A 14,339-nucleotide genomic window follows, 5' to 3' on the forward strand; every position below is an offset into this window, starting at 1 on the left:
TTATGAATAAAATCCTGTTTTTTATTTTACTGATTTCTGGCCATGCTTTATTCGCACAGGATCAGAAAGTAGATTCGTTAAACAATAAACCCCAAAAAGAAAATTTTGCAGACGATTGGGCCGCGTTAACGAAGTATCAGAAAGAAAATGAACGCTTGCAGTCACCTAAACGGAAAGAGAAAAGAATAGTTTTTCTGGGCAGTTCTATTTTTGAATTCTGGAAACAGAAAGATCCTGAATATTTTAGCCGGAATGCTTATGTGGATAGGGGAATAAGCGGACAGATTTCGCCACAGCTGCTGATCCGTTTTCGGCAGGATGTGATTAACCTTAAGCCAAAAGCGGTGATTATTTTGGCAGGTAGTAATGACATTGCAGGCAATACAGGCCATGTGACTATAGATAAGATTATGGATAATATTAAATCGATGGCAGAACTGGCAAGGTTACACCGTATTAAGGTAATACTTTGTAAATATTTGCCTGTTTATGAATATCCATGGAATAAGCAGATTAAGGCAGCCGATATTATTGTTGATTTAAACGAAATGATTGAGACCTATGCCAAAGAGCGAAATTATACCATTTTGGATTATTGGACACCTTTGGTTGATGAACGTAAAGGCCAACGACCGGAATTAACGGTTGACGGTGTTCACCCTAACCTCGCCGGTTATAAGATTATGGAAAGGGTAACTGATGTGGCGATCAAAAAAGCTTTGAAAAACAGGCGCTAATCGATAAATGCCATTCGACTCCGCTACCATCGGCAGACCCTATCAGTACGATCGTCATTCTCGCGCAGGCGGGAATCCTAAAGCGCTTGCATTACGATTCCCAATCAAGTTGGGAATGACGATTCCTCGCAGCCTATAATCTGCTAAAAATCTGTCATTCTGAACGCAGTGAAGAATCTTTAATAAATCGATGAGATCCTTCATTGCCATTCATAATGACTAGGGACTTATTTTTAATTAATTTTCAGTAATATTTGAAAGTTTAATAAATTTAATTTACTTTTACACTGTGAAAGGAAAATAGAGCATAAACATTTTAAAGAATGCCACTAACGGGGCTTATTTTTTTAGTTTATATTTTCATTTTTTCCTGAAAGTTTTATAATTAAATCTTTTGCTATGGATTACAATATACTCGGATATGCCATCTTTATAGCGGTTATCGTATTCATCATCGTAGTGGTAGGGAAGATATGTTACCGAAATGGAAATATTTTTGTAGCTGAACTCATTCCCGATCATTTGGATCTTTGTCATCAGATTAATAAATCGCTTTTGGTTTCTTATTACCTGGTTAATATTGGCTATTGTGCCATGACATTGGTAGGATGGGAGACGATTGCCTCATCGCAGCAGCTTGTAGAAGTGATGGCCGTAAAAGTGGCGACTATTGTTTGCATCCTGTCGATTCTTCATTATTTAAATATCTATTTGCTTACCAAAACCATTCATAAATTAATAAAATAACACCTTAAACTTTTCATTATGGAAACGACAAAAATTTTAATCGGCTATGCAGTTTATTTACCAATTGCACTTTTTCTGACTTTTTATGTTTCAAAAACGCTGTTCAAAAACAGTAAGATATATATGTTGGATATTTTTAAGGGAAGGGAAGAGATTGCCAACGCGACGAACAAACTTTTCGAAACAGGCTTTTACCTGCTCAATATCGGTTTCGCACTGTTGATTATGAAGATTACGATTGGCGCAAACGATTACCGCAGTTTGGTTGAAGCACTAAATTCTAAAATAGGTGGTTTTGCCATTTACCTGGGCATTATGCTGTTCATTAACCTGTATTTTTTCTTCAGGGGCAAACGCAAAGCGAAAGAAAACCAAAGGCCAAATCCTTTTCAGCCTGCATAAATTGTAAGAAAAATTTTCATCCTGAGCCTGTCGAAGGACCTATTCAGGTCGCTAGTAAGCGTTTCGACAAGCTCAACGTTACAGATACAGAAAGCTTTCAAAATTACGCCTCAAACAAAAAAGTCCCGATTTTACCGGGACTTTTTATTAATCTAGTTTTTTATACCTAATGCGTTTCGGTGTAACATCACCCAAACGTTTTTTGCGGTTTTCCTCATAATCTGAGTAATTACCTTCAAAGAAATAAACTTCAGAGTTACCTTCGAAAGCGAGGATGTGCGTACAGATCCTGTCTAAGAACCATCTGTCGTGACTGATTACCACGGCACAACCACCAAAGTTTTCTAAAGCTTCTTCCAATGCACGTAAGGTATTCACGTCGATATCGTTGGTAGGCTCATCCAGTAGCAATACATTGGCCCCTTTTTTCAAGGTAATGGCCAGGTGCACGCGGTTACGCTCACCACCAGATAGAATGCCAACTTTTTTCTGTTGATCGCCACCATTAAAGTTGAACTTTGAAACATAAGCACGTCCGTTAACCGCTTTAGTACCCAATTGTATGTTATCTAAACCATCGGTAATATTTTCGTACACCGTTTTATCGGCATCCAGGTCATTGTGCATCTGATCCACATAACCCAGTTCAACCGTTTCGCCTACGCGGAAAGTACCGGCATCAGCTTCTTCCTGTCCGGTAATTAAACGAAACAGAGTGGTTTTACCCGCACCATTTGGTCCGATGATACCCACAATACCTGCCGGAGGTAGTGAAAAGTTTAAATTATCGAATAATATTTTGTCGCCATAAGCTTTGGTAACGTTCGTGGCTTCAATAACCACATTCCCCAAGCGTGGGCCTGCAGGGATGAACAGCTCTAATTTATCTTCTCTTTCTCTGCCATCTTCTGAAGCTAATTTATCGTAATTGGCTAAACGTGCTTTAGATTTTGCATGACGTGCTTTTGGTGCCATACGTACCCATTCTAATTCACGTTCTAATGTTTTCTGGCGTTTGCTTTCTGTTTTCTCTTCCTGTGATAAACGTTTTGCTTTCTGATCTAACCAGCTGCTGTAATTCCCTTTCCAAGGAATTCCTTCGCCACGGTCTAATTCTAAAATCCATCCGGCAACATTATCCAGGAAATACCTATCGTGGGTAACTGCAATAACGGTTCCTTCGTAATTTTGTAAGAATTGCTCTAACCAATCGATACTTTCGGCATCCAGGTGGTTGGTAGGCTCATCCAATAATAATACATCAGGATGTTGAAGCAATAAACGGCACATGGCCACCCGGCGGCGCTCACCACCTGATAGTACACCGATTTTAGTATCCGGATCAGGACAACGTAAGGCATCCATGGCTCTTTCTAATTTCGAATCAATTTCCCAGGCACCTAAAGAATCGATTTTATCCTGAAGCTCGCCTTGTCTGGCCATTAACTTATCCATTTTGTCTGGATCAGAATAGTTTTCTTCCAAACCAAAGGCTTCATTCACTTCTTCATATTCTTTTAAAATGGCAGTAACTTCAGCAACGCCTTCTTCAACTACCTCGCGAACCGTTTTTTCCGGATCTAAGATTGGCTCCTGCGCTAAATAACCCACCGAATAACCAGGCGAGAAAACGACTTCGCCTTGATAAGATTTATCTAAACCGGCAATAATTTTTAAAAGGGATGACTTACCAGAGCCATTTAAACCTATAACTCCGATTTTGGCTCCGTAAAAGAAAGAAAGGTAAATATTTTTTAAAACCTGTTTTTGTGGCGGGTAAATTTTATTTACTCCTGCCATTGAAAAGATTATTTTCTCGTCAGACATGTTAGTTTCTTATGTTAGAATGTTTAAGGGCAATTTGTTTCGAAACGGGGATTTTTATACTATACATCTGCTTTTTTAAAATTCGCCCCAAGTCCCGAAAGCGGCAATGCTAAGACCGGGTACAAAGATAGAAACAACAAGCCCATTACAAAATGGTTTGTAAAGTATATCATAAATTTGATGATGAATGGATCACGTTTTGATTAATAATATCCAATTGAGGGGTTGGTTCATTTTTCAAAAAAAAATAAGCGTTATTCCAACGTTTTAATTTGGTAGTATTCGCTTAATACAGCGTTTGACAGGCGTTCGTATTAATTTGGCCCCTAAAATTTACCATATTGCCCCTCACTCGGATAGGTATTTTAGTAGTTAATTTGTCATAACCAAATATAACAATGAAGATATGAAGAAAAACAAACTATCCTAAACATTCGAATAACGCCTATTTATAGTTATCTCTATATATAGATGATTTTGCCTAATTATCATTAAGCTCTTTCACTAACTAGAAAAGCTTTCAGCTGAGTTTTGCAAAGTAAGCATATCTGCCATCATAAGGACTCGACCGTATGATGATTGGTAGGCTCATGAATAAACTAATCAACAAACTATATCAAACTAAAATCAAACAATGAGAAAAATCTACAAAAAGAAGGCTCAAAATTCGGGCTGTTTATTTTTCCGTGGAAGCGTATTCCGAACGCTTGTGGGCATAATGATGTTCATGGGCTTTTGTTTTTCTGCTTCTGCACAAAATGAAGTAACCGTTAAGGGGGTGGTGAAGGACACTGTAGGTGGTTTACCCGGGGTAAATGTTAAGGTGTCCGGATCAAGCCGTGGTATATCCACAGATGATCAGGGGCGCTATACCATTAAGGTTGCAAGATCGGGTAAATTGCTTTTTAGCCTGGTGGGCTACAAAGCAGTAACCAAAAATGTGGCTGACTATGAACGTGATGGTGTATATAATATTAGCGTCGTATTAAAACCTGATGCCAATACGCTGAATGATGTTGCGGTAGTTGGTTTTGGAACACAGAAAAAGACCAGTGTGATCAGTTCCATTACCTCTATTAATCCAAAAGAGTTAAAGGGGCCAACCAGTAACCTGACGACAATGCTGGCCGGACGAGTAGCTGGTATGATTGCCTATCAGCGTAGCGGTGAGCCGGGTGCAGATAATGCATCTTTTTTATCCGTGGATTAGGAAGTTTTGGTGCGGGTAAGCAGGATCCTTTAATTTTGATTGATGGTGTTGAATCTACTCAAAATGATATGGCCCGTTTACAACCTGATGATATCTCATCATTTAACGTTTTAAAGGATGCAACTGCTTCAGCAGTTTATGGGGCCAGGGGTGCAAACGGTGTCCTTTTAATTATCACTAAATCTGGAAAGGCTGGTGAAACCAAATATTTTTTCCGTGCTGAAACTTCGTTATCAGGCAATACGAGAAATTTCAAATTTGCAGATAATATTACCTATATGAAACAGGCTAATGAAGCAGCTTTAACCAGAAGCAGATTAGCTATATTACCATACCTGCAGACTAAAATTGATGCTACTGCGGCGGGTGATAACCCACTTTTATACCCAAATAATAACTGGATAAAAGAGTTGATTAAGGATTATACGTTTAATCAACGTTATAATATGAACGTAACAGGTGGTGGAAGTAAAGCCAGTTATTATATTTCGGGTACTTATAATATTGATAACGGGGTATTGAAAGTGGCAGATCTTAATAATTTTAATAGTAATATCAAACTCAGAAATTATTCATTGAGATCTACGGTTAATATTAACCTAACCAACACCACGGAAGCTATTATCAGGGTTTATGGTCAGTTTGACGATTACAGAGGCCCAGTTGGTGGATATGATAGTAACGGAAACAAGATCAATGGTGGTCAGAAAATTTTTAATCAGGCACTTTGGTCAAATCCGGTAATGTTTCCTGCAGTTTATCCAGCAAGTTATCAACCTTATGCCAAACATCCTTTATTTGGTAATGCAATTTCGCCTAGCGGGTCACTTTATGTTAATCCTTATGCCGAAATGGTAAAAGGATATCAGGATAATAATTCCTCGACCTTACAAACACAAATTGAACTAAAACAAGATTTAAAAGGGATACTGCCAGGTTTAAGTGCACGACTGATGTCTTATGTAATCAGGTATTCCTACTTTGATATTGCGCGTAATTATAATCCTTTTTATTATTCAGCTATTCCTAATCCAGCAGGTGGGGATTTTATGCTAAACTTATTAAATAGTGGTGCACCTCCAACCTACGGACTTACCGGAACGGAATATCTTAATTATTCAGAAGGAACTAAAAGTTTAAACTCTACTTTTTATACAGAAGTAGCTGTAAATTACAATCATACTTTTAAAGAGAAACATGCGGTAACCGGAATGTTGATTACCAATATGAGGAATTATCTGGCTGCAAACGCAGGAAGTCTTCAGTTGTCATTGCCATCCCGTAATCAGGGTGTGTCTGGACGTGCAACTTATGGATATGATAATCGCTATCTTGCTGAATTTAACTTTGGTTATAACGGATCGGAGCGTTTTGCTGCAAACAATCGTTTTGGTTTCTTCCCTTCATTTGGTTTGGGTTATCTGATTTCCAATGAAAAATTCTTCAAACCATTAAGCAAAGTATTAAGCAATGTGAAATTAAGAGCGACTTATGGTATCACCGGTAATGATCAGATTGGAAGGGCTCAGGATCGTTTCTTCTATCTTTCGGAGGTGAACATGAATGATGCAGGTTATGGCGGAACATTTGGAGAGAATAACTTCTATTATAAAGATGGTATCTCTATTTCACGTTATGCAAATCCTTTAATTACGTGGGAAAAATCTAAACAACTCAATCTTGGTTTGGACATGACCCTGTTTGATGCGTTAAGTCTTAATATTGATGTATATAAACAAAACCGTTCTAACATTTTAACAGACAGGGTATATGTGCCGAGTACAATGGGGCTTCAGGCTGCAGTTAAGGCAAATACGAATGAAATGGAGAGCAGGGGAGTTGACTTTTCGGCTAATTATAATAAATCTTTTGGAAACAGCATGTATTTGCAGTTAAGAGGTAACCTTACCTATGCAACTAACAAAGTTTTAATTAATGATGAGCCTGCTTATAATGCAAATGAGGCATATCGAACCCATGTAGGATTGCCAAGTACACAAACTTTTGGATATATCGCAGAAAGGCTATTTGTTGATGATGCTGAAGCTAAAAATTCACCTGTACAATTTGCCGGTAAACCCGGACTTGATTATGGCGGTGGTGATATCAAATACAGAGATGTAAATGGTGATGGTGTAATATCGGCAGCAGATGCTGTACCTATCGGATTACCACAGGCACCAGAAATTATTTATGGTTTTGGAGGAACATTTGGCTTTAAGGGTTTTGATATCTCTGCCTTTTTCCAGGGTTCTGCCCGTTCATCTTTCTTCATCAATCCGCAGAATATTTCCCCGTTTGTTTTTAATGGCGGTTCACAAAATGGTCTGCTCGACGTAATTGCTAATAGTCACTGGAGTGAAGAAAATCGTGATATATATGCATTCTGGCCGCGATTGAGCGATAAATTTATTGCCAATAATAATCAGACATCAACCTGGTGGATGCGCAATGGATCATTTTTAAGATTAAAATCGGTAGAACTTGGTTATAATCTTCCAACCAGAATCCAAAACAAACTAGGAATCAGGGCTACCCGCTTTTATTTAAATGCCAGTAACCTTGCCGCATTTAGCTCATTTAAATTATGGGATGTGGAAATGGGAGGAAACGGTTTAGGTTACCCTGTACAAACGGTATACAATTTAGGTGTGAGTTTAAGTTTTTAAAGATTGTTAAAGAAAATACAATGAAAAATACCGAAATATTATTTCAAAATAAAAAGAAGCCTGGTTTAATGGGGTTTGCCTCCATTCTAATGCTGAGTTTAGTTTTATTGGGCTCATGTAAAAAATATCTGGACATTGTTCCTGATAACGTGGCTACAATAGATAATGCATTTACCTTAAGGAGTGAGGCAGAAAAGTATTTATTTACCTGTTATTCCTTTTTGCCTAAAGATGGTGACCCTTTAAACAATATGGGTTTTATGGCCGGAGATGAAATATGGTCAAATATAGAAGAACGGGAGTTTATTTCTTATGGTTGGCGTATAGCCAGAGGTAGCCAGAATGCCGATAATCCGTTAATGGATGCATGGAACGGACGTTATCAGGGAGGAGGATATAATGATAATTATGGTTTATACAAAGCGATCAGAACCTGTAATATTTTTCTAGACAATGTACAGGATCAGACTAAAGTTCCGGATCTCAAATTGGATGAAAGACAGCGCTGGATTGCAGAAGTAAAATTTTTAAAAGCATATTACAACTTTTTACTGCTTCGTATGTATGGCCCGATTCCAATAGTAGATAAAAACCTGGATCTTGACGCATCTGTTGACGAAGTAAGAATTAAAAGGATGCCTTTTGATGATTGTGTAAATTATGTGAATAATTTGTTGGATGAGGCAATTACTAATCTACCGATGATTATTACGGACAGGAGCAATGAACTGGGGCGTATTACCAAACCGATTGCACTTGCCATTAAGGCTAGATTACTACTAACCGCTGCAAGTCCTTTGTTTAATGGAAACACAGATTATGCGGGATTTAGTGATAAAGATGGGGTTGCACTTTTTAATACTACATACGATGCCAATAAATGGATAAAAGCCAGGGATGCGGCAAAAGCCGCCGTTGATGCAGCTGAAGGTGCAGGATTTAAATTATATCAATTCCCTGGATCACAGTTTAAACTGTCTGACAGTACCCTGAGGCAGCTTACCATAAGAGGTGCTTTGACGGAGAGAGTTGCTCAAAATTCTGAGCATGTTTGGGCTAACCCAAATAGTCTTTCATTATTTATGCAACAGGTAGCGATGCCACGTTTGATGAAAGGTTCAGACCCAATCCCGGTAGGATTAGCCAGACAACAGTTAGCGCCTCCTATTAAAATTGCAGAAATGTTCTACACCCGGAACGGTGTGCCGATCAATGAAGATAAAACGCTTGATTTCAGTAATCGCTATACTATTAGGAAAGCTGTAAAAGCAGAACGTTTTTATATCAAAGAAGGATATAATACTGCGAGATTAAACTTTGACAGAGAGCCACGTTTCTATGCTGATTTAGCATTTGACGGTGCTACCTGGTACAAATATGATAGTCCTTCAAGCTCTGATGAAAATACTTACACTGTAGAAGCCAAATCTACGCAATTGGCCGGCGCAAACAATTTTGGCTGGTATAATGAAACAGGCTATTTTGTTAAGAAAGTGGTGGATTGGAATATGTCGCAAAGCAACAGCGGGGCAACCTATAGAACCTATGCATGGCCTGAAGTCCGTTTGGCAGATTTATATCTGATGTATGCGGAAGCGCTGAATGAGACTTTATCGAGCCCTTCTTCGGATGTATATAATTATATCAATAAAATCAGAACCAGAGCAGGTTTGCAAAGTGTAGAATCATCATGGATGAACTATTCAACTAATCCATCAAAGTATACCACTAAAGACGGTATGCGAGAGATTATTCAGCAGGAACGCTTAATTGAAATGGCATTTGAAGGCAGTCGCTATTGGGATATCAGAAGATGGAAACGCGCAGCCGAAATGTTTAACCAGCCGATTACTGCTTGGAGTGTAAATCAGCCTGATGAGCAGTCTTATTATCGTGTGAGGACGGTATTGAATCAGAATTTTATCGCACCGCGTGATTATTTGTGGCCAATTAGAACATATGATTTGACGGTTAATCCTAAACTGGTACAAAACCCTGGATGGTAAAATTATCATTAATCAATAAAAATATGAAAAAGATTAATCAACTATTTTCTTTGGTGCTATCGATGATGATAGTGTCATTTATAGGATGTAAGCAAGATGAACTTAAACCACTCGAAAAGAATGAAACGCCACCTGGGCAGGTTTCTAATATTTCAGTAGAGAATGGTCCGGCAAATGCAAAAATTAGCTATGTATTGCCTACAGATAAAGATTTGCTTTATGTTAAAGCGGTATACAAGTTAGCAAATGGTACCGAGGCTGAAGTTAAATCATCTTATTATAATAACAGCCTCTTGGTAGAAGGCTTTGGCGATACCAATGAGCACGAGGTTATGGTCTATGCAGTGAACAGGAGTGAGGTTGCTTCGGCACCAAAAATTGTCAAAATCAAACCTTTGGAAAATCCGATTAGAGGAGTATTCAGAAACTTAAAGGTAATACCTGATTTCGCTGGCATTAACTTTACCTCAAGTAATCCGGCTAAAGCCGATTTATCAATTGAAGTCATGATCTTTAAAAATGGCAAATACGAATCGCTGGGTAAAAACATATATACGTCTGCGGCAGATATTAACCAGTCAATTCGTGGTCTGGATACACTTAGCAGTAAATTCGCCATTACTATTCGCGACAGGTGGTTAAATTACAGCGATACCTTATATACTACATTAAAGCCTTTGTATGAAACAGCGCTTTCTAAATCACTATATAAAGCATTAAAACTTCCAACAGATGCTGTTCAGACTTACACAGCAACTGCATTAGAGAATATGTGGGATAATAATTTTATTGATTGGCCAAGGTGTTCACTTACTGATGTTACACAGGTAACGCCACAATGGGTAACTTTTGATCTTGGAAAACCCGCTATCCTAAGCAGAATTGTAGTGTGGAACTATCCTGAATATCTAAACGCGGGAAGGATGTATTATTATGGAGGAAATTTAAAGGATTTTGAAATATGGGCATCTGATAACCCTCCAGCAGATGGCAGCTTTAATAATTGGGTAATGATTGGATCATATAAGTCTACTAAACCATCTGGCAGTGCTTATGGTGTTCAAACATCAGAAGATTATTCCTTTGCCAATGCCGGCATCAGTTATACTTTTGGAGCTGTTGCTAAGAAATTCCGTTATCTACGCATTAAATCCAATAAAAACTGGCAGGGCACAACTTTTCAGTCCATTTCTGAAATTCAATGTTATGGAGATCCGCGATAGCGATTTAAGTTTCATTTAAAAATGATAAAGATGAATAATTATAAATTAAAAAAATATAGAAAGTTAACTGTGGCTGCCTTGCTTATATTAGTTGCAGGGGTTTACAGTGCCTGTACCAAACAGGATGACTTTAAGAAATTTGTAGCAGGTGGCGAAATTTCTTATACTGGTAAGCTGGATTCTGTTAAAATGTATTCGGGTGATTCAAGAGTATTACTAAAAGGACTTTTTCTGGCAGATCCTAAGGTTGTAAGTTGTAAAATATTTTGGAATAACATGAAAGATTCATTGGTAATCCCGGTTGTTAAGAAAAATGTTATAGATACACTTAATTACTCTATTCCAATCAAAACAGAAGGTTTACAGAATTTTATTATATACACTTATGATAAGATGGGTAATAAATCTATTCCGGTTTATGCCAATGCCAGATCTTATGGAGATCGTTACAAAGCTTCATTAAGTAACAGAGCGGTTAGTGGTGGAGAGCGCGCTTCTGATGGGACAGCTACTATACAATGGTTAGGTATGGATAAATTAACCGGAGTTTTTGCTACGGAAATTCAATACACTAATACAAGTGATAACTTAGTAACTGTACGTACACCTATTGACTCGACCAGATCAGTACTTAAAAATTATAAAAGTGGTTCAACTTATAAATATCGTACCTTATTTCTTCCAGATACGAACTGTGTTGACACATTTAAGGTTGACTATATCACAAATTTATCTGTGGATGAAGACATGACTAGCCTATTGTCTAACGCAGGGCCATTTGTAAGAGATACCTGGGATGGATCCAGATGGGGTACATTGGCTGGATGGATAACGAGTGCCGGTGCGAAAAATATTAATAATAACCTTTATGGTGGATATGAATTAAGGAGTGGAGTTGGTGTATTATCTTTCGAATCTGGCTGGGGTATCAATACTCCTGTTACTAACGGATTGATTTATCAAACAATTACATTGCCAGCCGGAAAATATACTTTCAGGTTATCTGGTCTTGATCAGAATAGTGGAGGATCCAGGTATATTGCTGTTGCTGCTGGTAATACTTTGCCTAATGTGACCAATATTCCAACTGCTGCTATTGCTTATTCGAATATCTCCAGCGGAGAACTAAACTTCTCATTATCTCAGCAAACAACAGTTTCAATAGGTTTCGCCGTATCAATAGATAATTCTGGCCAATACTTAAAAATTAAAAGTGTCAAATTATTGAAGTGGGCTAAATAGATTCGATACCTCCTAAGTTAATTTCTTAGGGAGGTATTATTATTTGTATATCAAGGTATAAGAAACAAAGCGTTTAATTCTTGATCTGATTTGCTGTTATCTAAACCTATTTCATCACTAAATAACGAAACCAAATGAAGACTCAATCAAAAAAATATCTTATTGTAGCCTGTTTAATGTTTGCTATGTTCGGCGGATGTAAGAAGGGTGGAAACGTACCAGAAACATCCGGAACAAAAACTGAAGCTAATGTTCAGGTTGCAAGTTTAACGACTACTGCATTTACTAATATTACAACCACTGGTGCAGTGAGCGGAGGAACCATCACCGATAAGGGAAGTTCTGCAGTTACTGACCAGGGGATTTGCTGGAGTACTTCTCCCAAACCAACAATAGATAACAATAAATCAGGCGTAGTCAGTGTGAGTGGTTCAGGTACATTTACAAGTGAAATTAAAGGCCTAACCGCTTCCACTAAATATTACGTAAGAGCCTTTGCCGTGAATAAAGCTGGTATTGCTTATGGGAATGAAATCGAACTCACCACAGCCAATATTGTCAGCGCAACATTTGGTTTTTCACCCATGTATATTATAGGTTCAACCGTAGCAGCAGCAGATATTGAGGTGTTAACAGATGGTGGTGATGCTGTAACAGAACGAGGAATTGTTTATGCTTCCTCCCCAAATCCGACAATCAGCAGTAGCAAAGTGAAGCATAAGAACGCCGGACTTGGTAAGTTTAGGGTGAGCTTAAAAGACCTTACACCAAAAACAACCTATTATGCCAGGGCTTATGCCGTTAATGCTAAAGGGACTAGTTATAGTAATGAAGTTACCTTTAAAACCATTGCAAAAGGTAATTTTACCTATACCTTTAACAAATCTCAAAACCCTGGATCCGAAGAGCTCGCTGCGTATGGCAGACTACAGATTGCTATAGATAGTGCAGTATGGTATTTTAATAACTATACTTCTGTTACTAAACATGTATATCTAAATTATGTTGATGGTGTACCAACAGCCGATGCCAACAATCAGGGCTGGATGCAGTTTGGAACCAATTCGTCCTATCAAAATCTCAGAACGATGCTTCATGAAGGTTCACACACTTTAGGTACCGGAACTTCTTCATGGTGGTGGAGTACACTTGTTAATGGTAAACTGCAGGCACCAAGTGTAACCGCAATATTGAGGTTGATTACAAATGACAATACCGCCCAACTTAGTGGTGATAGCCAACATTACTGGCCTTATGGACTTAATCAGAATTCGGAGGTTACTTCAAGCTGGGATTTTACCTATACCTGCTTAATTATCGAAGCCATGCGTAAAGATGGTTTAACGGAATTCAGTGGTGCCTATACACCATAATGATTACATTTGGATGTGATAGCTTAGCTGCCAATTTTCATTAACAAATGAAAAAGAGGCTATATCATAAATAGTAAACCCCAAAAGCATTAGTTTAGCTTTTGGGGTTTTTTACTTTAAGAGAAGTTTCTGAAAGGATTTTGTGTTGAGCTAACTTGTATCGACTTAAACAATTATCGACACGCATAAAAGTATTATAGCAAATCTTTAAACAGGCTCAAGACCACAATTCTATATTTCCATTACTTTTCTTTCGGCTCAACAGGCAGTATATTTTGTATATAAATGCTATAGACAAGGTCTACAATCATTTCAATTCAAAACTCAAAGTTACTTTTCTTCATTATCCCTTGCAGGAAGCATTTGTAAGCCGGGAACGGGCACCACTATTTAAAGCCTGGTTAAACCAATAATAGCTAATTTATGAAGCAATAGGCTTACCCGCTAAACTTCATCAGCTCATCTTATGGGTGACATTTTAATGCTTATTTTTTTGCTCAGAATTTTACTTGGAATGATAAAAATATTATATTCGTAACAGTTAATTGCTAACGATGCATTAACTGTTACGAATTATCACACGGTAATTCTGAAGGAACAATCCGGATATGCAACGCTCTCAAGTCACAACTCTTTCTCGTTGCAGCTGTATTGCCTAAAGACCAATTTTTTTTAGCCATCAAATGGCTGATGTTTAGTTGTGTCTAAAAAATGGATTTAACGACCATAGCTATAGTTGATATGCAAAAAATAATAATCCCAATGTGTGCTTTGAGAAGCTTAGCCAAATACAGACCAAATTGTAAGCCAGCTTTTGTAGGTTAATTTAACTGTTGCACTATTAATTATTGAAAACATTAATGGGGTTGGTGATTGATGGCTTAAGCAAGCTACACCGATCTG

11 protein-coding genes are annotated in these 14,339 nt (G+C 37.9%); 10 read left to right on the plus strand and 1 reads right to left on the minus strand.

Going from position 1 to position 14,339, the window contains the following annotated elements; translation table 11 throughout:
- Positions 1-2 precede the first annotated feature (2 nt).
- The 3 genes from ACQ86H_RS07405 (at position 3) to ACQ86H_RS07415 (ending at position 1,886) form a co-directional block, all read left to right on the plus strand.
- The gene (locus ACQ86H_RS07405) at positions 3-737 is read left to right on the plus strand and encodes a GDSL-type esterase/lipase family protein (RefSeq protein ID WP_431294316.1); all 735 of its coding nucleotides are present in this window, start codon (positions 3-5) and stop codon (positions 735-737) included.
- A gap of 399 nt (positions 738-1,136) precedes the next feature.
- Entirely contained in the window at positions 1,137-1,484 is a 348-nt protein-coding gene (locus ACQ86H_RS07410) for a hypothetical protein (protein ID WP_138818030.1), read from the plus strand.
- An 18-nt stretch (positions 1,485-1,502) separates the two neighbouring features.
- Positions 1,503-1,886, plus strand: a complete 384-nt coding sequence (locus ACQ86H_RS07415; protein WP_431294317.1) for a hypothetical protein — start codon at positions 1,503-1,505, stop codon at positions 1,884-1,886.
- A 147-nt stretch (positions 1,887-2,033) separates the two neighbouring features.
- Here ACQ86H_RS07415 and ettA read toward each other — a convergent pair whose 3' ends face one another.
- On the minus strand, positions 2,034-3,713 hold the full coding sequence (gene ettA / locus ACQ86H_RS07420) for an energy-dependent translational throttle protein EttA (protein WP_431294318.1): 1,680 nt from the start codon (positions 3,711-3,713) through the stop codon (positions 2,034-2,036).
- Positions 3,714-4,347: 634 nt separating this feature from the next.
- Here ettA and ACQ86H_RS07425 point away from each other — a divergent pair.
- From ACQ86H_RS07425 to ACQ86H_RS07455, 7 genes are all read left to right on the plus strand, one after another.
- On the plus strand, positions 4,348-4,923 hold the full coding sequence (locus ACQ86H_RS07425) for a carboxypeptidase-like regulatory domain-containing protein (protein WP_431294319.1): 576 nt from the start codon (positions 4,348-4,350) through the stop codon (positions 4,921-4,923).
- Positions 4,924-4,958: 35 nt separating this feature from the next.
- Positions 4,959-7,592, plus strand: coding sequence for a SusC/RagA family TonB-linked outer membrane protein (locus ACQ86H_RS07430; protein WP_431294320.1), 2,634 nt, complete (start codon positions 4,959-4,961; stop codon positions 7,590-7,592).
- A 20-nt stretch (positions 7,593-7,612) separates the two neighbouring features.
- Positions 7,613-9,598 (plus strand): RagB/SusD family nutrient uptake outer membrane protein, encoded by a 1,986-nt coding sequence (locus ACQ86H_RS07435; RefSeq protein WP_246862624.1) that lies wholly within the window; start codon positions 7,613-7,615, stop codon positions 9,596-9,598.
- 23 nt (positions 9,599-9,621) lie between these two features.
- Positions 9,622-10,821: a DUF5000 domain-containing lipoprotein gene (locus ACQ86H_RS07440; protein ID WP_168202487.1), complete on the plus strand. Its 1,200-nt coding sequence runs from the start codon at positions 9,622-9,624 to the stop codon at positions 10,819-10,821.
- A gap of 30 nt (positions 10,822-10,851) precedes the next feature.
- Positions 10,852-12,063 (plus strand): DUF4998 domain-containing protein, encoded by a 1,212-nt coding sequence (locus ACQ86H_RS07445; RefSeq protein WP_168202486.1) that lies wholly within the window; start codon positions 10,852-10,854, stop codon positions 12,061-12,063.
- Positions 12,064-12,197: 134 nt separating this feature from the next.
- Entirely contained in the window at positions 12,198-13,436 is a 1,239-nt protein-coding gene (locus ACQ86H_RS07450) for a hypothetical protein (protein ID WP_431294321.1), read from the plus strand.
- 275 nt (positions 13,437-13,711) lie between these two features.
- A complete protein-coding gene (locus ACQ86H_RS07455) occupies positions 13,712-13,849 on the plus strand; it encodes a hypothetical protein (protein WP_168202485.1) in 138 nt (45 codons plus the stop codon).
- Positions 13,850-14,339: the final 490 nt, after the last annotated feature.

The organism is Pedobacter sp. P26, from assembly GCF_050632135.1.
GTDB lineage: Bacteria > Bacteroidota > Bacteroidia > Sphingobacteriales > Sphingobacteriaceae > Pedobacter.